22 protein-coding genes and 4 tRNA genes are annotated in these 24,605 nt (G+C 43.2%); 1 reads left to right on the top strand and 25 read right to left on the bottom strand.

What is annotated here, in order from left to right:
- Positions 1-17 precede the first annotated feature (17 nt).
- The 17 genes from L0660_RS20395 to L0660_RS20315 all read right to left on the bottom strand — a co-directional run bounded on the left by L0660_RS20395 (position 18) and on the right by L0660_RS20315 (position 16,879).
- The gene (locus L0660_RS20395) at positions 18-347 is read right to left on the bottom strand and encodes a DUF3467 domain-containing protein (RefSeq protein ID WP_026631783.1); all 330 of its coding nucleotides are present in this window, start codon (positions 345-347) and stop codon (positions 18-20) included.
- 137 nt (positions 348-484) lie between these two features.
- Entirely contained in the window at positions 485-4,807 is a 4,323-nt protein-coding gene (rpoC, locus tag L0660_RS20390; RefSeq protein WP_235161105.1) for a DNA-directed RNA polymerase subunit beta', read from the bottom strand.
- 79 nt (positions 4,808-4,886) lie between these two features.
- A complete protein-coding gene (rpoB, locus tag L0660_RS20385) occupies positions 4,887-8,753 on the bottom strand; it encodes a DNA-directed RNA polymerase subunit beta (RefSeq protein ID WP_235161104.1) in 3,867 nt (1,288 codons plus the stop codon).
- Between the two features lie 321 nt (positions 8,754-9,074).
- Positions 9,075-9,461: a 50S ribosomal protein L7/L12 gene (gene rplL / locus L0660_RS20380; protein ID WP_026631780.1), complete on the bottom strand. Its 387-nt coding sequence runs from the start codon at positions 9,459-9,461 to the stop codon at positions 9,075-9,077.
- A gap of 85 nt (positions 9,462-9,546) precedes the next feature.
- The gene (rplJ, locus tag L0660_RS20375; protein WP_026631779.1) at positions 9,547-10,077 is read right to left on the bottom strand and encodes a 50S ribosomal protein L10; all 531 of its coding nucleotides are present in this window, start codon (positions 10,075-10,077) and stop codon (positions 9,547-9,549) included.
- 1 nt (position 10,078) lies between these two features.
- Positions 10,079-10,777 carry a 50S ribosomal protein L1 gene (rplA, locus tag L0660_RS20370; RefSeq protein WP_233798995.1) on the bottom strand — a complete coding sequence of 233 codons (699 nt, stop codon included), beginning with the start codon at positions 10,775-10,777 and terminating at the stop codon, positions 10,079-10,081.
- A 37-nt stretch (positions 10,778-10,814) separates the two neighbouring features.
- Complete coding sequence (rplK, locus tag L0660_RS20365) at positions 10,815-11,264, bottom strand: 50S ribosomal protein L11 (protein ID WP_026631777.1); 450 nt, start codon at positions 11,262-11,264, stop codon at positions 10,815-10,817.
- 77 nt (positions 11,265-11,341) lie between these two features.
- Positions 11,342-11,896, bottom strand: a complete 555-nt coding sequence (gene nusG, locus L0660_RS20360; RefSeq protein ID WP_026631776.1) for a transcription termination/antitermination protein NusG — start codon at positions 11,894-11,896, stop codon at positions 11,342-11,344.
- 36 nt (positions 11,897-11,932) lie between these two features.
- Positions 11,933-12,124: a preprotein translocase subunit SecE gene (gene secE / locus L0660_RS20355; protein WP_026631775.1), complete on the bottom strand. Its 192-nt coding sequence runs from the start codon at positions 12,122-12,124 to the stop codon at positions 11,933-11,935.
- A 16-nt stretch (positions 12,125-12,140) separates the two neighbouring features.
- Positions 12,141-12,211: transfer RNA gene (locus L0660_RS20350), tRNA-Trp, on the bottom strand.
- Between the two features lie 103 nt (positions 12,212-12,314).
- Entirely contained in the window at positions 12,315-13,502 is a 1,188-nt protein-coding gene (tuf, locus tag L0660_RS20345; RefSeq protein ID WP_026631774.1) for an elongation factor Tu, read from the bottom strand.
- Between the two features lie 185 nt (positions 13,503-13,687).
- Positions 13,688-13,759 (bottom strand) — tRNA-Thr (locus tag L0660_RS20340).
- A 236-nt stretch (positions 13,760-13,995) separates the two neighbouring features.
- Positions 13,996-14,068: transfer RNA gene (locus tag L0660_RS20335), tRNA-Gly, on the bottom strand.
- A 59-nt stretch (positions 14,069-14,127) separates the two neighbouring features.
- Positions 14,128-14,210 (bottom strand) — tRNA-Tyr (locus L0660_RS20330).
- 168 nt (positions 14,211-14,378) lie between these two features.
- Positions 14,379-15,482 (bottom strand): outer membrane beta-barrel protein, encoded by a 1,104-nt coding sequence (locus tag L0660_RS20325; protein ID WP_235161103.1) that lies wholly within the window; start codon positions 15,480-15,482, stop codon positions 14,379-14,381.
- 10 nt (positions 15,483-15,492) lie between these two features.
- Positions 15,493-16,308, bottom strand: a complete 816-nt coding sequence (locus L0660_RS20320) for a hypothetical protein (RefSeq protein WP_235161102.1) — start codon at positions 16,306-16,308, stop codon at positions 15,493-15,495.
- The gene (locus L0660_RS20315) at positions 16,289-16,879 is read right to left on the bottom strand and encodes an RNA polymerase sigma factor (protein WP_235161101.1); all 591 of its coding nucleotides are present in this window, start codon (positions 16,877-16,879) and stop codon (positions 16,289-16,291) included. The genes L0660_RS20320 and L0660_RS20315 overlap by 20 nt, the downstream gene beginning before the upstream one ends.
- A 160-nt stretch (positions 16,880-17,039) precedes the next feature.
- On the opposite strand from L0660_RS20315, the gene murI reads away from it, so the two are divergent.
- Positions 17,040-17,849: a glutamate racemase gene (gene murI / locus L0660_RS20310; protein WP_026631770.1), complete on the top strand. Its 810-nt coding sequence runs from the start codon at positions 17,040-17,042 to the stop codon at positions 17,847-17,849.
- Positions 17,850-17,851: 2 nt separating this feature from the next.
- Here the strand turns inward: murI and L0660_RS20305 are convergent, their stop codons facing one another.
- From L0660_RS20305 to cyoE, 8 genes are all read right to left on the bottom strand, one after another.
- Entirely contained in the window at positions 17,852-20,368 is a 2,517-nt protein-coding gene (locus tag L0660_RS20305) for a glycosyl hydrolase (protein WP_235161100.1), read from the bottom strand.
- A 130-nt stretch (positions 20,369-20,498) separates the two neighbouring features.
- Positions 20,499-20,780, bottom strand: a complete 282-nt coding sequence (locus tag L0660_RS20300) for a hypothetical protein (RefSeq protein WP_233799000.1) — start codon at positions 20,778-20,780, stop codon at positions 20,499-20,501.
- Positions 20,777-21,316: a DUF420 domain-containing protein gene (locus tag L0660_RS20295; RefSeq protein WP_233799001.1), complete on the bottom strand. Its 540-nt coding sequence runs from the start codon at positions 21,314-21,316 to the stop codon at positions 20,777-20,779. The genes L0660_RS20300 and L0660_RS20295 overlap by 4 nt, the downstream gene beginning before the upstream one ends.
- A 2-nt stretch (positions 21,317-21,318) precedes the next feature.
- Complete coding sequence (locus L0660_RS20290) at positions 21,319-21,942, bottom strand: hypothetical protein (protein ID WP_233799002.1); 624 nt, start codon at positions 21,940-21,942, stop codon at positions 21,319-21,321.
- A gap of 9 nt (positions 21,943-21,951) precedes the next feature.
- Entirely contained in the window at positions 21,952-22,281 is a 330-nt protein-coding gene (locus L0660_RS20285; RefSeq protein WP_026631765.1) for a cytochrome C oxidase subunit IV family protein, read from the bottom strand.
- Positions 22,282-22,310: 29 nt separating this feature from the next.
- Positions 22,311-23,081: a cytochrome c oxidase subunit 3 gene (locus L0660_RS20280; protein ID WP_233799003.1), complete on the bottom strand. Its 771-nt coding sequence runs from the start codon at positions 23,079-23,081 to the stop codon at positions 22,311-22,313.
- Between the two features lie 10 nt (positions 23,082-23,091).
- Positions 23,092-23,679, bottom strand: a complete 588-nt coding sequence (locus L0660_RS20275; protein WP_233799004.1) for a cytochrome c oxidase subunit 3 — start codon at positions 23,677-23,679, stop codon at positions 23,092-23,094.
- Positions 23,680-23,698: 19 nt separating this feature from the next.
- Positions 23,699-24,592, bottom strand: a complete 894-nt coding sequence (gene cyoE, locus L0660_RS20270; RefSeq protein WP_235161099.1) for a heme o synthase — start codon at positions 24,590-24,592, stop codon at positions 23,699-23,701.
- Positions 24,593-24,605 lie beyond the last annotated feature (13 nt).

The raw sequence follows: 24,605 nt of genomic DNA, 5'->3' as shown, positions 1-24,605 counted from the left end.
ATGCTGCAATGAAATGCTTATGCTTCGCCGCCCGGCCCTCCGAAACTGATTGGAAAATTAAATGATGGCTCGTTATCCTGTGAGCTTTGGATCTGGCCGTATTGGTCTTCGTATTTTTGAATATTGTCCTGTAATGCTGCGATGAGGCGTTTCGCGTGTTCCGGCGTGATAATGATCCGTGCCTTTACTTTTGCGCGGGGAACGCCAGGCATTAAGCGAATAAAATCAAGGATAAACTCGCTGTTTGAATGTGCGATCATCGCCAAGTTGGAATAAACTCCTTCGGCCATTTCCTCTGACAATTCTACATTGATCTGCTGTTCGTTTTCTTTTGTGTTATCTTCCATCGGTTGGTTTTATTGGCATTACAGTGCTTGGCAGCAAATGATTATCTCTGCGGAAATTACTAAAATTTAGTATTAAAACAGCAAAAAGCCGGTTCCACATCGCAGAACCGGCTCTTTTTATTTTTACTTGAATTGACCTATACTAATTCCTTTTTCTTGCGAGAAAGCTTCTCACGAGATTCAGTCAAAGCATCGAACTCTTCTTTTGATCCAACGATCAGGCTTTCGTATTGACGCATTCCTGTTCCGGCTGGGATCAAGTGACCGACGATCACGTTTTCTTTCAAGCCTTTCAGTTCGTCACGTTTTCCACGAACAGCTGCTTCGCTCAATACTTTGGTTGTTTCCTGGAACGAAGCCGCAGAAACGAAACTTTCAGTACCCAATGAAGCTTGTGTGATACCCATCAAAGTAGGTTTCGCAACAGCTGCCTGCGCATCACGCGCAGTAACCAGTTTCAAGTCACGACGTTTCAAGCTTGAATTTTCATCACGCAAACGACGAACTGAAACGATCATACCCGGCTTCAGAGTCTCAGAGCTACCAGCGTCTTCAATTACTTTCAAATCCAGGATCTTATCATTTTCTTCACGGAACACAACGCGGTCTACCGGTTGCATTTCAAGGAAGTTGGTATCACCTGCATCCAGGATCTCTACTTTCTGCATCATTTGACGTACGATACATTCGATATGCTTATCGTTGATCTTCACACCTTGCAGACGGTATACTTCCTGAATTTCATTTACAAGATATTCCTGAACAGCGGTTGGTCCTTTGATAGAAAGGATATCAGCTGGCGTGATCGCTCCGTCGGATAATGGATCTCCTGCTCTTACGAAGTCACCATCCTGAACCAGAATGTGTTTCGAAAGCGCAACCATATAACGACGTTGTGTTCCGTCTCTTGATTCGATATGAATTTCACGGTTACCGCGTTTCACACCTCCATAAGAAACTACACCATCGATTTCAGAAACAGTTGCTGGGTTAGACGGGTTACGCGCTTCGAAAAGTTCAGTTACACGTGGCAAACCTCCCGTAATGTCGCGTGTTTTACCAACTACACGTGGGATTTTCGCCAATGGCTGACCTGCCTTAATGTTCGTTCCAGCTTTCACCACCAAACGTGCTCCAACAGGAAGGTTATAACCTTTTTCTGTCTGATCTTTCAACAACGTAGACTTACCTTTTACCACGATAGCCGGGTTTTTGGTTTTATCACGTGTTTCAATGATCACAGATTCCTGGAAACCAGTTTGCTCATCAAATTCTTCACGATATGTAATGCCTTCTTCAATTGCATCGAAAGATACTACTCCGGTGAATTCGGAAAGGATTACTGCGTGATATGGATCCCAGGTACAAAGTTCTTGTCCTTTCAGAACCTTCTCTCCATCTTTTACCAAAAGGTGTGCTCCATAAGGAACGTTGTTTGAGATCAGCAATTGACCTGTTTCTGGATTAGTAATTTTAACTTCTCCTGAACGACCCATTACTACTGTTACTTCATCTCCTTCTGAATTAACAGACTGAACAAGACGAAGATCTTCAAAACCAATGACACCATCGAATTTCGCCTTGATGTTTGCTTCAACAGAAATGTTGGAAGCTGTACCACCGACGTGGAATGTACGAAGTGTCAACTGTGTTCCCGGCTCCCCGATGGACTGCGATGCAATTACACCCACAGCTTCACCGATGTTCACCATATGCGCAGATGCCAATGAACGTCCGTAGCATTTAGCACAAACACCATTACGCGTTTCGCAAGTCAATACCGAACGGATTTCAACTGTTTCAATGCTCGTTTCATCAATGTAAGAAGCGATCTCTTCCGTAATTTCCTGACCAGAAGCCAAGATCATTTCGTTAGACAAAGGATCAAATACATCATGAACACTTACACGACCCAAAATACGCTCAGAAAGTGGTTCAACGATATCTTCGTTGTCTTTCAAAGCAGAGATTGCAATTCCACGAAGTGATCCGCAGTCTGTTTCGATAACAACTACATCTTGTGCAACGTCATGCAGACGACGTGTCAGGTAACCCGCATCAGCCGTTTTCAAAGCTGTATCGGCAAGACCTTTACGTGCACCGTGTGTTGAGATAAAGTATTCAAGAACGTCCAAACCTTCTTTAAAGTTGGAAAGGATCGGGTTCTCGATGATTTCACCTGCACCACCCGCGATGTTTTTCTGAGGCTTGGCCATAAGACCCCTCATTCCACCCAGCTGACGGATCTGCTCGCGCGAACCACGTGCACCTGAGTGCATCATCATATAAATTGAGTTGAATCCGCCTTGGTCTGTTTCCAATTGCTTCATCAACGTCTCTGTGATACGTGAGTTAACACGTGTCCAGATGTCAATAACTTGGTTATAACGCTCGTTTTCAGTGATAAGACCCATCAAGTAGTTGCTCCAAACGTTTTCCACGTCCAGTTTAGCTTGCTCGATCAATTTCACTTTTTCGTCTGGCACCATTACATCGTTCAATCCCATTGACAAACCGCCTTTGAAGGCCATTTGGAAACCAAGTTCTTTGATTTCATCCAGGAATTGAGCTGTACGTGCAACACCAGCCAATTTGAACACCAAACCAATGATCTGCTGCAATTTCTTCTTAGTCAGCAATTCATTGATGTAACCTACTTCCTCAGGAACAGCCTGATTGAAAAGGATACGTCCGGCAACGGTGTCAACCATTTTCGTTTCAAATGTTCCGTCGTCGTTACGAACGCGCAGGCGGCATTTGATATTCGCATGTTTTGACAATTTGCCTTCATTGATGGCAATGATCACTTCGTCAGGACCATAGAAAATCATTCCTTCTCCGATAATCGGATAATGATCTGTGCTTACGCGGCCTTTTGTAACATAATACAGACCCAAAACCATGTCTTGTGATGGAACCGTAATTGGCGCACCGTTGGCAGGGTTAAGAATGTTATGTGACGAAAGCATCAGCATTGAAGCTTCCAAAACGGCTTCCTGACCCAATGGCACGTGAACGGCCATCTGGTCACCGTCAAAGTCAGCGTTGAATGCAGTACAAACCAATGGGTGCAACTGAATCGCTTTTCCTTCGATCAGTTTAGGCTGGAATGCCTGGATACCCAAACGGTGCAATGTTGGAGCACGGTTAAGCAGAACAGGGTGTCCTTTCAAAACGTTTTCCAAAATATCCCAGATCACAGGATCCTTGCGGTCTACGATCTTCTTGGCTGATTTTACAGTTTTAACAATTCCACGCTCGATCAGCTTGCGGATAATGAACGGCTTGAATAATTCTGCCGCCATATCTTTTGGCAAACCGCACTCGTGCAATTTCAATTCAGGGCCAACGACGATTACCGAACGACCAGAATAATCGACACGCTTACCAAGCAAGTTTTGACGGAAACGTCCTTGCTTACCTTTCAGCATGTCAGAAAGTGATTTCAATGCACGGTTACCTTCTGAACGTACCGCGTTTACTTTACGGCTGTTATCGAAAAGCGAATCAACCGCTTCCTGCAACATCCGTTTTTCGTTACGCAAGATCACCTCAGGTGCTTTGATCTCGATCAGACGCTTCAAACGGTTGTTACGAATGATAACACGACGATAAAGGTCATTCAAATCGGAAGTCGCAAAACGACCACCATCCAAAGGCACAAGCGGACGAAGTTCTGGTGGAATAACCGGAACCATCTTGATCACCATCCACTCAGGACGGTTTTCAATGCGTGTGTTTGCATCACGGAATGCTTCTACAACTTTCAGACGCTTTAATGCTTCTGCTTTACGTTGCTGCGAAGTGTCCGTTGCTGCCTGGTGACGAAGTTCGTATGAAAGCTCATCCAGTTTAATTCTGTTCAAAAGCATTTCAAGCGCATCAGCACCCATTTTCGCGATAAACTTATTTGGATCCGTGTCCGGAAGCATTTGGTTTTCGCGCGGCAATTTGTCGATGATATCCAGATATTCATCTTCGGTCAAAAAGTCAAGATAACCTACGCCATCTTCTTCTTTAACACCAGGCTGAACGACTGCATATCGCTCGTAATAAATAATTTGATCCAATTTCTTGGTCGATAATCCCAACAGGTAACCGATTTTGTTCGGCAAGCTGCGGAAATACCAGATGTGCGCAACTGGAACCACCAATTCAATGTGGCCCATACGCTCGCGACGCACCTTTTTCTCAGTAACCTCCACACCGCAACGGTCGCAGATGATTCCTTTGTAACGGATACGTTTGTATTTACCACAATGACATTCCCAGTCCTTCACAGGACCGAAGATCCTTTCGCAGAATAATCCGCCCATCTCCGGCTTGTAAGTCCGGTAGTTGATGGTTTCAGGCTGGGTTACTTCACCAAATGAGCTCTCAAGGATAGACTCAGGTGAAGCCAGACTGATCGTCATTCTGGAAAAATCACTATTAAGTTTTTTGTTCTTTTTGAAAGACATAATTAAAAAGTCGTTTGTCTGTTAGTCGAAACTCAATTGATTTCATTATGGCGCGGTTTCCCGCGCCAACGACTAAATATTAGTCCAGTGTAATCTCCAATGCTAATCCACGAAGCTCGTGAACAAGTACGTTGAATGACTCCGGAATATTCGGTTTCGGAAGGTTTTCACCTTTCACGATTGCTTCATATGCTTTGGCACGGCCAACCACGTCATCAGATTTAACGGTAAGGATTTCCTGAAGAATGTGAGATGCACCGAATGCTTCAAGCGCCCACACTTCCATTTCTCCAAAACGCTGACCTCCGAATTGTGCTTTACCACCAAGCGGTTGCTGTGTAATGAGTGAGTATGGCCCGATAGAACGCGCGTGCATTTTATCATCAACCAAGTGACCCAGTTTCATCATGTACATCAAACCAACTGTAATTGGCTGATCGAAACGTTCTCCGCTCAGACCATTGTACAAGAATGTACGTCCCCAATCTGGCAAACCAGCTTCTTTCAACTCAGCCGCAACTTCTGCTTCCGTAGCTCCATCGAAGATCGGAGTAGCATAGCGACGACCCAGTTTCAAACCTGCCCAAGCAAGAATGGTTTCATATATCTGACCAATGTTCATACGTGAAGGCACCCCAAGTGGGTTCAACACGATATCCATTGGCGTTCCGTCTTCAAGGAATGGCATATCTTCATCACGAACGATACGGGCAACAACCCCTTTGTTACCGTGACGACCTGCCATTTTATCCCCAACTTTCAATTTACGTTTCTTGGCAATGTATACTTTCGCCAATTTCACGATTCCAGCTGGAAGCTCATCACCTACTTCAAGCGCAAAACGATCGCGTTTGAAACGGCCCATCAATTCACTGCGGGCATTCAGGTAATTTTTCAAAACCAACGAAACTTGCAAGTTGGTTTCAGAATCCTCAGTCCAGGAATCCGTCAACACATCACCGATCAAGTTAACCTCTTCGGCAACTGCATATTGAGACTCATCGCGGTAAGGGTTGTTTGCTGGGAACAAGTTCTCCGAGATATTTCTCACATTGAACTTCATTCCTTTGCTAACTAACTCATCGCCAAACTTGTGTTTAACACCCTGGCTTGTTTTACCGTCAACCAATGCAACCAACTTCTCAATGATACGACCACGAAGCGCAGTAAGCTCACGTCCGTATTTTTTCATCAACAGACGAAGCTCGTCTTTGTGTTTAGCACGCTCTTCTTTGGTTGGGCGAGAGAAAAGTTTAGTGTCAATAACCACACCTTTCATCGATGGCGGCGCTTTCTTAGAAGCATCCTTCACATCACCCGCTTTATCACCAAAGATCGCACGAAGCAGTTTTTCTTCCGGAGTCGGGTCCGATTCTCCCTTTGGAGTAATCTTACCAATTAAAATATCTCCTTCTTTTACTTCTGTACCAACCTGAACGATACCATTTTCGTCAAGATTTTTAACAGTTTCCTCACTTACGTTTGGAATCTCAGCAGTAAGTTCTTCTTCACCGCGTTTTGTATCACGCACTTCCAATTCAAATTCTTCAATGTGAATAGAAGTAAAGATATCTTCACGAACCACTTTCTCAGAGATTACAATCGCATCCTCGAAGTTGTATCCCTGCCAAGGCATGAACGCAACCAAAAGGTTACGGCCCAATGCAAGTTCACCACCTTCTGTACCATATCCCTGGCAAAGTGCTTCACCTTTTTTCACCTTCTGGCCTTTAAGAACCATTGGTTGAAGGTTAAGGCAAGTGTCCTGGTTGGTACGACGGAATTTAACAAGATCGTAAGAAACACTGTCTTCAATGAAGCTTACAAGGCGCTCATCATCTGTTCTGTCGTATTTAACAACGATTTTCTTAGCATCTACAAATTCAATGACACCGTCGCCTTCTGCAACAACTAGTGCTCTTGAATCCATTGCAACACGTTTTTCAAGGCCAGTTCCAACGATAGGCGCTTGTGGGCGCAACAATGGAACACCTTGACGCTGCATGTTAGATCCCATCAAGGCACGGTTAGCATCATCATGTTCCAAGAAAGGAATCAATGAAGCAGCAACCGAAACAATCTGGTTCGCAGCAACGTCCATAAACGATGCTTGCGACGGATCAACCATTGGGAAGTCACCTTCGAAACGCGTCTTAATTTTTTCTACCGTAAAGTTTCCTTTGTCATCCACAGAAGCGTTTGCTTGTGCAATGTATTTGGAATCTTCTTCTTCGGCAGTCATATATATAAGCTCATCGGTTAGCTTACCAGCACCATCGATTACGCGATAAGGTGTTTCGATAAAGCCCATTCCATTCACTTTTGCGAAAACGCAAAGGGATGAAATCAAACCAATGTTCGGTCCTTCCGGAGTCTCAATCGTACAAAGACGACCGTAGTGCGTGTAGTGAACGTCACGAACCTCGAAACCAGCTCTTTCGCGAGAAAGACCACCTGGCCCAAGTGCCGACATTCTACGCTTATGCGTAATCTCAGCCAATGGATTGGTTTGATCCATGAACTGCGACAATTGGTTTGTACCAAAGAATGAGTTGATAACAGAAGACAATGTCCGCGCATTGATCAAATCAACGGGCTTGAAATCCTCATTATCACGCACGTTCATACGCTCCTTAATGGTACGGGCCATACGTGCAAGACCTACACCAAACTGAGCATAAAGCTGCTCGCCTACTGTACGCACACGACGGTTTGACAAGTGGTCAATATCATCGACAACCGCTTTCGCATTGATCAAACCGATCAGATACTTCACGATAGAAACGATATCGCCTGTTGTAAGCACGCGAACGTCCAAACTTGTGTCAGAACCTAATTTTTTGTTGATCCTGTAACGGCCAACATCACCAAGATCGTAACGTTTGTCACTGAAGAACAAGCTCTGGATTACATCGCGAGCAGTTTGTTCGTCAGGTGCCTCAGCATTACGCAATTGGCGGTAAATTTGCTCAACTGCCTCTTTATCAGAGTTTGAGCTATCTTTTTGAAGCGTATTATAGATAATGTTATAATCCGCAACATTCATATCTTCTTTGTGCAGGATGACAGATTTCTGTCCTGATTCCACGATTACTTCAATGTCCTCAGCAGAAATAGTCGAATCACGCTCAAGTAACACTTCGTTACGTTGAATAGAAACAACCTCACCAGTATCTTCATCAACGAAATCTTCTGTCCAGGTTCTCAAAACCCTTGCAGCCAAGCGACGGCCAACAGCTTTTTTCAAGTTTGTCGGCGTTGCACTGATTTCTTCTGACAATCCAAAAAGGTCAAGGATATCTTTATCAGATCCGAAACCGATGGCGCGAAGCAATGTTGTAACCGGGAATTTTTTCTTACGGTCGATGTACGCGTACATCACATTGTTAACGTCTGTCGAGAATTCAATCCAAGATCCCTTGAATGGAATAATCCGCGCAGAGTACAATTTAGAACCGTTGGTGTGCTTGCTCATAGAGAAGAACACACCTGGTGAGCGGTGAAGTTGTGAAACGATAACGCGCTCAGCACCATTGATTACGAAAGAACCTCTTTCGGTCATGTAAGGAATGTTTCCTAAGAAAACTTCCTGCTCAATGGTTTCAAATTCTTCATGATCAGCATCATTACAGATCAAACGTAACTTTGCTTTCAACGGCACTGCATAAGTCAGTCCGCGATCAATCGATTCATCGACTGAATATTTCGGTGGTTCAAGAAGATAATCAATGAACTCCAGCACGAAATTGTCGCGTGAATCGGCAATAGGAAAGTTCTCTGCGAAAACTTTGTACAATCCTTCTCCCGAACGATCTTCTACCGACGTATCAAGACTGAAGAAATCCCGGAATGATTGAACCTGGATTCCTAGCAAATCCGGATAATCGATAATCTGATTGATCCTTGAAAAGTTTTTTCTAGGTGTTGTTGCTTTAATTGTAGCCAAGGCTATGTTTGATTTGGGTTAGTAGAAAAACTAATGCGCCGGAGTAACCTTTACGCGCCGCAATCGTAATAATTAGTTTTAAACCTAATCTATTGCCTCGTAGAGATAAATAACTGCCCCTATTCTCCTTTCCTACGAGTAAAGAAGTGTTTCGCGCAAATTATTTGAAAAGAAGAATGATAAACCCGGAATAAAAGAAGGGCTATCTAAGTACAAACGCAAAAAAATTATTTTTCGTTTGGTATACACATAAATAGGAAAAAGACCTGACGTAAATCAGGCCTCATTCCTTAGAATTATAGGCTATTGGTATAAAGCAAATTACTTCACTTCAACTTCTGCACCTGCTTCTTCAAGTTGTTTTTTCAAAGCTTCTGCTTCGTCTTTTGCAACTCCTTCTTTAACAGGCTTAGGAGCGCCGTCAACTAGTTCTTTCGCTTCTTTCAAGCCAAGACCAGTAAGGTCTTTAACCAATTTCACAACAGCAAGTTTGCTTGCACCAGCTGCTTTCAAGATCACATCAAAAGATGTTTTCTCTTCTGCTGCAGGAGCATCAGAACCACCACCAGCAGCAGGACCTGCTACCATTACCGCACCAGCCGCTGCAGGCTCAATACCGTACTCGTCTTTAAGAATTGTAGCCAATTCGTTCACTTCTTTAACCGTAAGGTTAACAAGCTGTTCTGCGAAAGCTTTCAAATCTGCCATTTTTATTTAGATTTTTTGATTATACAATAAGATGATTTTAAAAGCTCCATTTTTTGTCCCGGAGAGCTCAGCCTGGCTATTAATATTAGTCTTCTTTCTCAGACAAGGTCTTCAAAATACCAGCCAATTTGTTTCCACCGCTTTGTAGGGCGCCGATAACATTCTTAGCAGGCGATTGCAACAATCCGATAATCTCTCCGATCATTTCTTGTTTTGATTTCAGAGCGATCAGAACGTCAAGCTGGCTTTCACCAACGAAAACAGATGAATCAACAGAAGCTCCTTTGAATTTAAGCTTGTCAGTACCTGATTTCTTCTTGAATTCCTTAATCAATTGTGCAGGAACCTTACCTGACTCCGGGTGAAACATAACTCCGGAAAATCCTTTCAAAACTTCGTCAAAAGAGGAATAATCCGTATCTAATGTTTCTAGTGCTTTCTTAATCAATGTATTCTTAACAACACGATACTCCACACCGCGTTCGAAGCAAAGGCCTCTTAGCTGGTTTGTTTCACCGACAGACATTCCGTTTGCGCTGGTGATATAGAAGTATGGGGTGCTAGCGAATTTTTGACTTAACTCGTCTATAATTACTGCTTTCTCTTCCCGTGTCATATTATAATCCTGGAATCGTGTTTTTATCAATAGTAACACCCGGGCTCATCGTACTTGACAAGTGAATGCTTTTTACGTAAGTTCCTTTTGCCGAAGATGGTTTAAGGCGAACCAGAGTATTGATAACTTCTGTAGCATTTTGAACAAGCTGCTCGTTTCCAAAGGAAACTTTACCAACACTTGCGTGAATGATTCCTGTTTTATCAACTTTGAAATCAATCTTACCTGCTTTTACTTCCTTCACAGCTTTCGCTACGTCCGGTGTTACCGTTCCTGATTTAGGGTTTGGCATCAATCCGCGAGGACCTAAAACCTTACCTAACCGTCCCACTTTTGCCATTACACTCGGCATTGTGATAATTACGTCGATGTCTGTCCAGCCTTGTTCTATCTTTTGGATATATTCATCAAGACCAACAAAATCTGCTCCTGCTTCTTTCGCTTCTGCCTCCTTATCTGGAGTACACAAAACCAATACACGAACTTCTTTTCCGGTTCCGTGTGGCAATGTTACCACGCCACGTACCATTTGATCAGCCTTACGAGGATCTACGCCCAAACGAACGTCGATATCCACGGAAGAATCAAATTTGGTATAAGAAATCGTCTTAAGGACGTCCGCTGCTTGTTCAAGAGAATAAACTTGATTTGCGTCGAATTTCGAAAGAGCTTCTTTTTGCTTTTTGGTTAATTTTCCCATGTTCTTTGTTTCTTTCAGCGTATAAATATTTTTACGCTCAGTTGTTTTCTTCCCACGGGGCCTTGCCTGCTACAGTAATACCCATACTACGAGCCGTTCCCGCAATCATTTTCATAGCAGAATCAATTGTAAAGCAGTTTAAGTCTGGCATTTTAGTCTCAGCGATCGTACGAACCTGATCCCATGATACCGAACCTACTTTCAAACGGTTTGGCTGAGCCGAACCTGTCTTTACTTTTGATGCTTCCAGAAGCAGAATCGCGGCCGGGGGGGTCTTAATGACGAAGTCAAAAGACTTATCCTTATAGTATGTAATAACTACCGGCAATACCACACCCATTTTATCCTGGGTACGGCCATTGAATTGCTTGCAAAACTCCATGATATTCAAACCTTTCGATCCTAATGCAGGACCGATTGGAGGTGAAGGGTTGGCTTGGCCACCTTTTACCTGTAGTTTGACGTATCCACCTATTTCTTTTGCCATTGTTTTGTAATTTGTCGGTTCATTGATTGTTTAACGGCTTAACATGCAAGTGGAAGCTTACCCTGCCCGTTACTCTTTCAACTATCCTTTTCTACTTGTGCGTAACTGAGTTCCACGGGTGTATTACGCCCGAATATTTTTACAACTACATTGAGTTTTTTCTTCTCGTCGAATACTTCTTCAACCACGCCGATAAATCCGCTGAAAGGACCATCAACAACTTTGACAGTTTCCCCTCTGATAAATGACATGCTTGGTGCTTCTTCGTGCTGCTCAGCTTCGTCTACTTTACCTAAAATCCGGTTGATCTCAGATTGACGAAGCGGCACAGGAACTTTTGAGTTACCTTCTGCACTTCCGAGGAAGCCTATAACACCAGGAATACTGGTTATAATGTGCAAAACCTCTCCTTTTGACAAATCCGCTGAAATGATAATGTAACCAGGAAAGAAGTTTTTTTCTCTAACCCTTTTCTTACCGTTACGCATTTCATATATCTTCTCAGAAGGTATCAGGATCTGCGGAACGAATTCATCCAGTTTCTGCCGAGCGATTTCATTTTCAATGTAGGACTTGATTTTCTTCTCTTGTCCAGACACCGCTCTCAATACAAACCAATTTAGACTACTCATACCATTCCGGGGGTTGCCACTATAATAAAAATAGCCTTAGAAAGACTGATAAAACAGATTCAGTGCATTCTCAAAGACAAAGTCCATAATGCCTACAACGAAGGCAAAAATGAGGGAACCGACAAGCACTAATGTCGTATTAGCCTGAAGCTCGTTAAAAGGAGGCCATGTTACGTGCTGGGTGATTTCTTCCCAGGAAGCTTTCAAAAAAGAAGTAAATTTTTCCATTTTTCCTTTTAATATGCACGGGTGGAGAGATTCGAACTCCCATCAACGGTTTTGGAGACCGCTATTCTACCCTTGAACTACACCCGTTTATCGAACGACCCGGTACTTTCGGGCTGCAAAGATACGATTTTATTATAAAAAACAAGTGCATCTCATGAGAAATGCACTTGTTTTAATATGCTAATCTTGATTAGTCAAGAATTTCAGTTACCTGACCAGCACCTACGGTACGTCCACCTTCACGAATCGCGAAACGAAGACCTTTTTCCATAGCAATCTTGTTAATCAATTTCACATCAATTGTGATGTTATCACCAGGCATAACCATTTCTACACCAGCTGGAAGAGAAATTTCACCTGTTACGTCCGTGGTACGGAAGTAAAACTGAGGACGGTATTTGTTAAAGAATGGAGTGTGACGTCCACCTTCTTCTTTCGAAAGTACATAAACCTCGCCTTTGAATGCAGCGTGAGGCTTAACTGAACCTGGCTTGCAGATTACCATTCCACGACGGATATCTTCTTTGTTGATACCACGAAGCAAAAGACCTACGTTATCACCAGCTTCTCCACGGTCAAGGATCTTACGGAACATCTCAACACCAGTTACTACTGATTTAAGACCTTCTGCACCCATTCCTAGGATATCAACTGCTTCACCAGAGTTGATTACTCCTCTTTCAATACGACCAGTTGCAACAGTTCCACGACCAGTGATCGAGAATACGTCTTCAACAGGCATAAGGAAAGGAAGATCAGTCATACGTGGAGGAATTGGAATGTAGCTGTCAACAGCGTCCATCAATTCTTCTATCGTTTTAACCCATTTTTCTTCGCCATTCAAACCACCCAAAGCAGAACCTTGGATTACAGGAATGTTGTCTCCATCGTAATCGTAGAAGCTCAAAAGCTCACGGATTTCCATTTCAACAAGTTCAAGAAGTTCTGGATCATCAACCATATCCACTTTGTTCATGAACACCACAAGCTGAGGAACACCAACCTGGCGAGCCAAAAGAATGTGCTCACGAGTTTGTGGCATTGGTCCATCAGTAGCAGCAACTACGATGATAGCGCCGTCCATCTGAGCAGCACCAGTTACCATGTTCTTTACATAATCCGCGTGACCTGGACAGTCAACGTGAGCATAGTGACGGTTTGCTGTCGAATACTCAACGTGGGATGTGTTAATCGTAATACCACGCTCTTTCTCTTCAGGAGCATTATCAATTGATGAGAAATCGCGAAGTACTGCTAAACCCTTTTTCGCCAACACAGTTGTGATAGCTGCAGTAAGGGTAGTTTTACCGTGGTCAACGTGCCCGATAGTACCAATATTTACGTGGGGTTTCGAGCGGTCAAACGTCTCTTTTGCCATGACTTAAGTACGCTTAAAATTAAAAGTTACAATTTATTAAACACTAATGATTGATCCTGTTTAGCTTACACTAGCCAAGCACCCCAAAATCAATTTAACTAAATACAAGGATCAAAATCTTGTCTTACTAACTGCCAATTTATATTAACAATTAAAAGCAAAAGAACGTTTTAAACATTCATCCGAGCTTTTGAGGGGATTTGAACCCCTGACCTCTTCCTTACCAAGGAAGTGCTCTACCCCTGAGCTACAAAAGCAAAATTTCAATACATCTGAAATGCTACCTTAAACAATTCCGCACAACCGCCCTGACCTCTTCCTTACAAAGGAAGTGCTCTACCGCGCGGCGGACCGTCCCTGAGCTACAAAAGCAAAATTTCAATACATTTGAAATGCTACGTTAAGCAATTCTGGGCTATTACAACCAAAAAGCGATTAGCGAAAAAGTATCTAATGAATGTTTTCGCTAATCGCTTCGATGGTGTTTTAAATGAGCGGAAGACGAGGTTCGAACTCGCGACCTATAGCTTGGAAGGCTATCGCTCTACCAGCTGAGCTACTTCCGCATTTGTTTTTGCCTTCTCCTGAAACTGGTGATTTCAAAAGCTCATTTTGGCATTAACTGTGGGGGCGGATGGATTCGAACCACCGTAGGCATACACCAGCAGATTTACAGTCTGCCCCATTTGGCCGCTCTGGTACACCCCCAATCAACATTTCAACACAACCGTGAAAACCGCTTGTCTCACTTTTTGGAGTCGCAAAATTAAGCCCTTTTCTTAAATTCTCAAATTCTTTTGAAAAAAAAATAAAGAAAAATAGCGGCTCAAACAAAATACATTGTTTTAAACCGCTATTACGCACATTTGAACTCTCTTAAAATAACCTTACCCCAAAACTAAGCATCCTTACAGACGGTCCTTTGCCATCCTGATAGAGATTATTGAAATCATAGTTGACAAAGAAATCCGGGAAATTTCTGATTCCTAGCTCTGCGGACAGGCCATATCTCAGATCTTCAATGTAAAAGTTTTTTCTGACATGGTCTACATCCTTGCTTCCCTCACGTCTTAACTTGGTATAGCTGCCTAACCGGTAGCCTCCGTAAACGCCTGCGCTAATGTATGAGATGAATGATCGGGAGAAACTAAGCGTCGGCATGAATGAAATGTTTACGTAAGGAACAGTGAGCTTGCTCTTTTTCATCTCAATCTCTTCGCCGTTTTCATTGGTAACAAGTGGAAAACTAATTTGAAGCGAATCTTTCGCAACTGTATTATTCCCATCGAACATCAAGTTGTACCAGGAGAAATCAACCCCAAAATCAAGGTGAAGGCGCGCATTTTTGCCTTTTGCAATGGTTGTACTCGCAATATAGCCTAAGCTGATATATCGGGATCCAAATGGTTTAAGGTCATAGTCGTCCTTAGAGAAGCCTGGCGTCGTTTCATTTGTGCCGTAAGTATTGAGGCCTAATGCGATATTAAACCCTTTTCGCGGACTGGAACCACCGCCCGATCGATAGAAACGCTTGCCCGTGCGCCTGTAATTTGAATCTGATTTATCGTTGTCATCATCCTCGTCCTCCACCTCGACTCCCTTCGCATTAATTTTGACTTCTGTGTCCCCATTTTTAATGTGGATTCCCCGCAGGCCAATTCTTACATAATCCTCGTCATTCGATTTATCTTTCAAATATTTACTGCCATTAATCTCCTCCCGCAAATAAGTGGTGTCTGCATCGGTACTATCAAGCCTGATTTTCAAGTCCTTCAACAATGTGTTCAGGTCATACTTCATGATCTTTTCTAGTTCCTTGCGGTCTTCTCCATAGATAATGAGTCTTGTCCTGTCGCCAAAGGTCACGATAATTGAATCTTTCTCCTGTGGGGTATTTTGTTGTGCAGGTTTCAGAGCGCCTGCATACACATTCATTCCAAAAACAAGGAATAGGCCGGCAATATATAATTTCAGTTTCATGGCTGTGATTTTAAAGTTTTGTTTTGTCTTTGAGGTTATGATACTTTTCCGACACTTTTTCTTCTCCGTTGCGCAAACGGTCGTCTACTTTCGCAACGAGGCTTTTTGGATTAAAACCCACTTCTTCCCAATCCACGCGCTCGCCCGCTCTCGCATTTTTTAGCTGACGAAATACTTTTGAAAATTTAGAAGACTTGGGTTTATCCTCATCCTGATCACTGGTCTCCACGGCCACCACAACAACTCTGGTTTGTTCAACCGGCATTGGCGTGATCTTGGCCGCCAAAACTTCTTCTGCTATCGGGGCACTTTTCTCGATCGCTGGCAACTTAGCAACAGGCTCTTTCTCTAATTCAACATCATTTATTGCCAGGTTTTGAGGTTCAATGCTCTGAATGGGCTTATTAACAGAAATCGGTTCCTTCGCATTTGGCCTCGCATTACCTGGATGCTGTAATGGCTTTTTCTTCTCATTTAACGCAATGTCCTCAGAAGAAACTTGAATCTCCTTAGCAGGAACCGGAATCTTTTCAACTTGATGTTCCTGAACGATTTCCCTTTCCTTTGCTATTTCCGTTTGTTTAGAAATAACTGCGATTTTCTCCTCCTTACCAATCGTTTCAATATTGGAGCGCTCACTATTCCAAACGATATAACCTGCTACAAGCGTGATGACAACGCTCGCTGCGGCATACCAGACCCAACCCGCAAGCCTGCGCTCTTTTTTTGTGCTTGTCTGAATTTTTTCCCAGGCAGCGGCAGATGGCTTTTTTTCGAACTCCGAAAGCCTGCGCTTGAAAAGATCATCAACCGGATGCTTTTTCATATACTACTTTTTTTTTAAAATCATTTTCCCAATCCGCCACCATTTTTTGCAGCATTGCCCTTGCCCGGTGCAACTGCGACTTGGATGTGCTTTCTGTTATGCCAAGCATTTGCGCAATTTCAATGTGCGGATAACCTTCAATGGCATATAAATTGAAAACCGTCCTATATCCTGTTGGCAGCGACTCAATCAATTGCAACAATTCCTGCGTTTCCAGATTCTGATCAGCGTGTGCATAATCCGGAATGTTATTGGCCTCTTCTGACAGCGTGTCTTCGAGGATTCGTTTTTGTTTTCTTAAATAACCCAGCGCCTCATTTACCATAATCCGACGGATCCAGCCTTCAAAACTGCCTTCTTCGCTGAACTGCTCTATTTTGGCAAACACTCTTATAAAACCTTCAACCATCACATCCTCAGCCGCCATGTCATCACAGATATAACGAAAACATAAAGCCAGCATGCGAGCGCTGTATTTATCGTACAACTGTCGCTGAGCCTTAGGATCTTCCTTCCTAAGTGCTTTGAGCAGCTGTGCTTCGTTACTGAAAAGTGATAAAAGTCGACCCATTCATTTGGTGGTTTCAATAGCAAGATGCGCATTCCACATCGTCGGGTTGCATGCATTTCCAAAAAATTTCTGAATAGGTCTAATTTTTGAAAAGTTATTCAAACCGTTCCTTTAGTTTTGGACCAAATATTCTTAGTCAAAAAGATTTACTTCTTCCATTATGTTTGATTCTTCGGCGCCGATTGGGATTTTTGATAGTGGCATTGGCGGGATGACCGTTGCCAGTGCAGTTACCAGGCTTCTGCCGCAAGAGAATACAATTTATTTTGGCGACACGGCGCACCTTCCCTACGGCGATAAGTCTCAGGCGGCAATTCAAGCTTATTCTATCAAAATTTGCAACATGCTTCTGCAGCAAAATTGCAAGTTGATCCTCATTGCCTGCAATTCGGCTTCTGCGGCGGCTTATGAGCTGGTGCGGGAATATGTGGGTAGTAAGGCGAAGGTTTTGAATGTAATTGATCCGGTGGTGGATTACATTAAGGAACATTATGACGGCAAGACTATCGGCCTGATCGGAACAAAGCAAACGGTCCTTTCCAATGTATATAAAAAGAAAGTGGATGCTTTGGGTAAAAATATTCAGTTAAAATCACTGGCTACTCCCTTGCTGGCACCTATGATCGAGGAAGGTTTTTTTGATAATAACATTAGTGAAAGCATTATAACCAGCTATTTGTCTGATCCTTCGCTGACAGATATTGAAGCATTGATTCTTGGCTGCACGCATTATCCGCTGATCAAAAATCAGATCGGTGAATTCTATAAAAGCAATGTAGAAATCCTCGACACATCCGAGATCGTGGCTTTTTCATTAAAATCCTGGCTCGAACAACATTATCTGGTTAATGAAAAGGGAGAAGGCAAGCGCGCATTTTACGTGTCCGACTACACGCTGTCCTTTGAACAATCGACAAACATATTCTTTGGCAGGCAAATCCAGCTTGAACATTACCCGCTTTGGGAGTAGTATTAGTGGAAAAGGATTTTCACTGGTCCCAGCAAACCTGATGGCATAGGCTCCCATTTTGTCGCGTCAAACTTTTTATAAGTGATATCGACAATGTTAATGTCATGAAATTTTTTCCAATCGGGCTTTTGCGTGTCCCTCAGGCGCATATAGTTGGCTGAAAGATTGGTAACCTCAATTTCAAGCACGTTATCCTTTGATTTAAGCTTATCTGTAAAACCCAATTGGAAAGGAATGCTCCAAGCTGTTCCTATGGGCTTACCGTTCAGTTTTACCGTGGCCACTTCTCGCACATCGCCAAGGTCCAGAATTTTAGCGTCAGTCTTCATTAGATTGTCAGGACAATCGAAGTGAATTTCGTATCTGGCTGTCCCTGAGAAGAAAACTGCGGAATCAGGCAGGCTTGTCCAGGTTTTGAGTTCGTTCAGATTGGCGGAGGTTGGGATCGAAGGCCGGCCTTTTAGAAATTTCAGATTCCAATTACCTTTTATTTCAAATTGCTTATCGGCAATGTTCGCTTTCCCTGTGCCTGTATTTTTTGCTGTTTCTCGTAAAAAACATGATTGTCCTGGCAAAAGCTTTAAATAAATGGCATCTCCATTTCGCGGAACTGGCTTCCAGGTTGCATTTTCATCCAGTGCATCAAATTTTTCAAGCCCGCCGACATTGCTGACTTTAATCCAACCTTCCTTACAATGATCAGCCAAGTTACTGACAAAGTAAAGTCGTTTGTTGTCTTGTGTTTTTTTACGGATAAATGTCAACCCATTATCTGCGAACGATTCCCGAAGTGCTCCGCTTGCCACTAATTCTTTTTCAATATCATTCGAAATGCGGACATTCTTTTCTTTTTTCAGCATTACTAACTCATTCTCAAAGCTGTTTTGCCTTTCAGTCTCGACAGCGTAACCGGTTGCTTTTTCCGGCATGTGGTTTTGGAATATAATCTTTGCTCCGTTCCCGGCGAGTCGTTGTAATTCTTTTAATGTTTCCCCGGGCATATAGGTGCTTGAGGGTATTATTATGGATTTATAAACTGCGTTTCCGCTGGTGAGATTACCATTACTATCCAGCTTTAAACGGCTCAATTGCAAATCTGAAACATAGTCAAATCCAAAACCTCTTTTCCAAAGTTGCTGTGCAAGCTTACGAAAAGGCAAATCCAGAAGCCAGCGATCCACGTGATGCACTTCGAGTAAATGCACATTGCCGGACGACTTCGCTTTGGTTGCCCAAAGGTCATGTATCGGAAAATACACCAGCACATCGTTGTCCGACTTACTGTTTTGAAGCAGCTCCTGGCAGCGCTGTACGTATTTATTTAGCAGGGGAAAGTGTTCAGCGAAATGTGAGGTCGATCCAAAGTTCGTGGAAGCGTAAAATAACCAGCCCGGAAATGGCTCCTGAGCAGGTGAATAAGTGCTCCCATGATAAAAAATGTGGTTAATACCCGCCGTGAAAAGCTCATCGATCTGCGGCTTGACCTGCGACAGCGAAACTTTGAAATGGTTGGCAAGCCATGTTCCGGTTTCGGAACTCACAAGCTTCTTGCCAGAAAAATGTGCTGCCGATGAGGCAAATTTCATTGCCAACGGATCAGGTGTCCCAAACTGGTCGATGGAATAATCAGGATCGATGCGTAACCCGGGAATTGAAAAACGGCTGGTTCCAAAAGATTCAGTTTCCGGAATGTCAGCGGTGTCGTACAGGTCGAGCAGGTTTCCGGGCGAACCGTGCGCCTGATATCTGGTCAGAAAACCGTGTTTCGTGCTCCAATCGGTCCAGGGCTTGGCATAGCGCTCTCTCAATAACTCCGATAATGTTTGATGGTAATCGATCCGGACAAGATCTGAGCCGGCCTTTCCAGTTGAATCAGTCAGTAAGGCCAGATTTTCACCCAGTTCATAACCGCGTCTTTTTTTAAATTCCTGCAAAAAATCGTCGGTCCAGTTAGCTCCATAAGCCTCATAGGAATCATTGTACATGGAACGCGGCAAATCTTTTCTATTAGCAAACGCAGAATCGAACCTCGTAAGATAGCGTGGCATTGCGGTCGCATGAAATGGATCGAGGACCAATCCTTCTCCACCTGGCGCCGCACGTTTTACTTTTTGTTTTGTGGGTTCAATGGCGATAGCTCCATTTTTAACCAGCATTTGCGTCGCCCCGAGCTCCGGCGAAACATTGGGACCACCAAATGGCCAGCCGGTTCCTGTCGTCATATCAACACCCAGTCCCAGCCGCTTGCCTTCGCGCACTGTATACTGCATCAGATCCAACCATTTGGGCGTCAAAAACGGAACGGATTGTGATTCGTAACCCTTAACCTGATAAATGGGGATAATGTGTACGCCACCAACTCCTGATCTTTGAAAGTACTCCAATTGAGCCGTAATGTCTTTCTCATTCACCGCACTGCCCATCCACCACCAGAAAGTCCAGGGTTTTGAAGTGGAAATTGTCTGTGCATTTGCTAAGGCACTATTCAGAAGCAATATGAGTAAAATTAACAGTCGCATAATCCCAGTTTTCTCATTAAAGACACTGGAACGCTTTTCTACGCCCTTTGATAACATTTTTTATGCATTCAGATTGGACATAAAAAAAGCGAAGCAGTTTGCCTCGCTTGTCATATCATTATCCTAAGTCCTAGCCTTGATAAGCCTGCTTCACACGGGAAGCGATGAACTGGCGTTCCTGTAAATTCTTTTTGCTATTCCGATACCATAGGTAGCCAATTACCCCAACCAATAAGTAAGGCATCACGAATAGAAACATAATGCCGGTGTTAAGCCCGACACCTACATTGTTCCTGCCATTTCCCATAGAACTTTCCACAGAACCGCGGCACATCGCACATTGCGCCCAGGTATCGACGCCTGAGAGCACAAACAGCATTACAAAACCGAATATGATCTTAAACTTTTTCATACATAATAAGGACTAATCATCAGGTAAACCACAACGCCACTGATACTCACGTAAAGCCAGATAGGAAAAGCCCATTTCACAGCCTTTCTGTGTTCAATAATTTGATTAGTATAACCAAAATACACCGCACGCAACACAAACCAAACGACTACAATAGACAATGTAATGTGTGAAATCAATAAAAAGTAATAGATCGGCCGCACAACGCCTTCGCCACCAAAAGGCGTGGATTGATTCGAAATGTGATATAAAATATAACAAACCAAAAATACAGCTCCCAACAAAAATGCACCTGTCATCGCCTTGCGGTGCGCACTAATGTTATTGTTTTTGACAAAATAAAACCCTGCAATCAAAAACACCGCCGTCAGCGTGTTGATTACCCCGATAACATGAGGCAGAACCTTCGTCCACGCTCCTAACTCAACTTTCTGCCGAATGCCTAACAACGCCGCAACCGCAATCGGGATCACAATGGCGAGAATGTTGATAATGCGTTCGTATTTGGATTTCTTTTCTAATACCAATGAAGCCATAACTATTTATCAGCACTTGCTTTATTCTCGTAATTTAAAATCTTTATTTCCGCCATCAGGCGATCAATCTCCTCGGGATCCATCCCATTGTAGTAACCTCTGGTGTAGCCTCTGCTATCTATCAACATTAACCTGCTTTCGATCGGATAAAGTTCAGAGGTATCTTGCGAAGATGGCAACGCCAACAAACGTTCGGCGTCCATTACTGAAGCTTTCCAAGTTTCCCATCCCTCCTTACCCAACTCAATCGGATAGGTTGAGGAAGTGGCTAAACTATCTTCGGTAAGCGTCTTAATAGTGAGGTTATTGGTCTCGCTGCGCATATCAAAGATCCTTTTCAGGTTTGACAGCCCAAGCTTGCAACTATCCGCGCAATTTTTTGGTAAAAAACTGATTACCGTAATTTGATTTGCAATATCATAACTCCCCGATGACAGTTGCACCACTGACTGCTTGCGAAAAACAGTATCTCCATTTGCTATCAACACCTTTCCATCGTTACCAATCTCCGGATTGAAATAGGGAAGATCGTAATGATTGGTTGCGAAAAGTCTGAGTAGTACAAAAATCAAAGCCGGTATTACTAATGTTACGATCAGTAATCCGGCCTTGGGAAAATTCTTCATGCGTATTATTTAATCGAATATGGCTTCAAAAATCGCATTACCTTCCAACATAAGCGCCAAAATTAACCAGGCTACGAAGATAACGGGAACCAGAATCGACCAGATCAGTGACTTCGTTTCATGCTTTAAGTGCATGAATTCACCCACGATATAGAACGCTTTAACAATCGTCATCACAATGAAAATGGTGACCTTCAATATTCCGTGAGGAACCGTGAATGCGATAAGGAATTCTACGGCAGTCAGGATAAGGAGAATCCAAAAGGTTTTCCAGATTGCTTTACGTTGCTCAGCACCTGCGTTTGGATCCTGGTTATGAATATGGTGTACTTCCGACATTTGATTAGGAATTAGTATTATTGGATGATTTAAACCAGATAAAAGAATGTAAATACGAATACCCACACTAAGTCTACAAAGTGCCAGTAAAGTCCAACTTTCTCGACCATTTCGTAACTTCCTCTCTTATCATAAAAACCTGTGGCAGTACGGAAGAAGATCAGAATGTTCAGGATCACACCACTAAATACGTGCGTTCCGTGGAAACCCGTGATAAAGAAAAAGAAGTCAGCAAATGCAGGAGGACCATACTGGTTTTCCGTAAGGTTTGCCCCAAAAATTGTCTTATCGACCCAAACTCCGTTTTCAATAACTTTCATTACACTTCCTGTATCCGTTCCATGGATAAAGTGAGCCCATTCCCAAGCCTGGCAGCCCAGGAAAGTAAATCCGCCAAGGATTGTCCAAAGCATATATTTTTCAACATTGGCACGGTCCATACGGTGACCTGCTTCTACTGCAAGAACCATCGTCACGCTACTCGCGATCAGGATGAATGTCATGATCCCCACAAAGACCAGGGGAAGAGAAATTCCGTGAAGGAAAGGCACCGCCTCGTACACCTTTTCTGGAATCGGCCAATACATGTTTGAAAATGTAAAGTCATCCACGTTTCCGGAAAATGCCGGAAAGGCGAACCTTGCTGTACCGTAGGCAACGAGCAGGGCTGAGAAAGTAAAGGTATCCGAGATAAGGAAAAACCACATCATCAGTTTACCATAACTAGCTCTCATAGGCTCAATTCCCCCCATCCACATTTTGGGTTCTACCGCGCCAGGTGTTGTTACATTTGCAGCCATTGAAAAAGTATTAATTAAAAGTCAATAAAAAAACAAAAAGGTATAACCAAAGTAAATCTAGAAAATGCCAGTAACTGGCACAGATCTGAATGCGTCTCAAATTCTTCGCGTGCACTTTCAACTTAAAAGCGGCCGTCAAAGAATACAGCAACACAATTAATCCGCTGATGATGTGAAAACCGTGTAATCCTGTGAACACATAAAAAAACGAACCAGACGGGTTTCCAACGAAATAAACATTCATGGCAACCAGCTGTTTCCATCCTTCAAATTGCATCCAAAGGAACGCCAGACCAAGTACAAAAGTAATAGAAATTGCTATTTTCAATTGTTTGAACTGATCTTTTTTTGCCGAATAAAACGCCCATTGCATAGCTGCGCTGCTCATTAAAAGAACGCCTGTGCTATACCAGAAAATTGTTGGCATTGAGAATTCCAACCAGTTCCCCTCGGCTCTTCTCACCAAATAAGCACTTGATTGAGAAGCAAATAACATTATAATACTAACCAAAAACAGCCACAGAATAAATTTCATTGGATCCATTGCCAATGTTTCCTGCGGTTCTCTATCTACTTTATACTGCTGAACACTTTCCATTTTCACTGATTTTTCATTTTCACAATTTATCCAACAAAAACGCGATCTGCACAATTGGCAAATATATAAACGATCCGAACATCAATTGCCTTGCCGTTTTATCCGTGCAAGTGCGCATCAAATGGAACGTCTGAGCCAGGAACAAAACGCCAAACACGGTTGCAACAAAAGCCGAATTGATCCCGGTCATACCCAATTCGTAAGGCAGCCAGCCAATCGGCAACAGGAACACCGTATAAATCATTATTTGCAATGTCGTATTAACGTCCTTCAGGCCGTTGGCAGGAAGCAATTTAAACCCTGCTCTTTTATAGTCCTCATCAAGCACCCAGGCAATCGCCCAAAAGTGTGGAAATTGCCAGAAGAACTGAATCGCGAACAAGATTCCCGGCTCTAAGCCGAAATGATTTGTCGCTGCTACCCAGCCAATCATCGGAGGAAATGCCCCTGGAAAAGCTCCGACAAAAACCGCTATCGGACCAACCCTTTTTAATGGTGTGTAAACAAAACCATACAGCACCAGCGACAAGAGCGAAATCAAACCTGTGCTGAGATTAAACACCAGCACGAAAATCGCCAGGGAAGTAATTCCCAGAAAAACCGCCCAAATGATTGCCTGATCTACCGTAATGCGCCCACTAGGCAACGGTCGGTTGGCGGTCCGCTTCATCAATTTATCGAAATCCTTTTCGAGAATCTGATTGATAATGTTTGCTGCTCCGGTGATTCCGATTGATGCAATGATGAAAAGCACCAACTTTCCCGTCTCAACTTCCTTCGCACCCAGGCAGTAACCCATAGCACCAGAAAATGCGATCAGCGAAGCCAGCCTGAATTTTAGCAACTCAAATAAAACGCCTATCCTCTCTCTTAACTTCCCTACGCCTCCTAAGCTTCCCTCAGCTGATATCATTACTACAACTATT

It is taken from the genome of Dyadobacter sp. CY351, from assembly GCF_021502625.1.
Lineage (GTDB): Bacteria > Bacteroidota > Bacteroidia > Cytophagales > Spirosomataceae > Dyadobacter > Dyadobacter chenhuakuii.
Note: the sequence above shows the minus strand (reverse complement) of the source record. Positions and strands in the feature narration are given on the sequence as shown.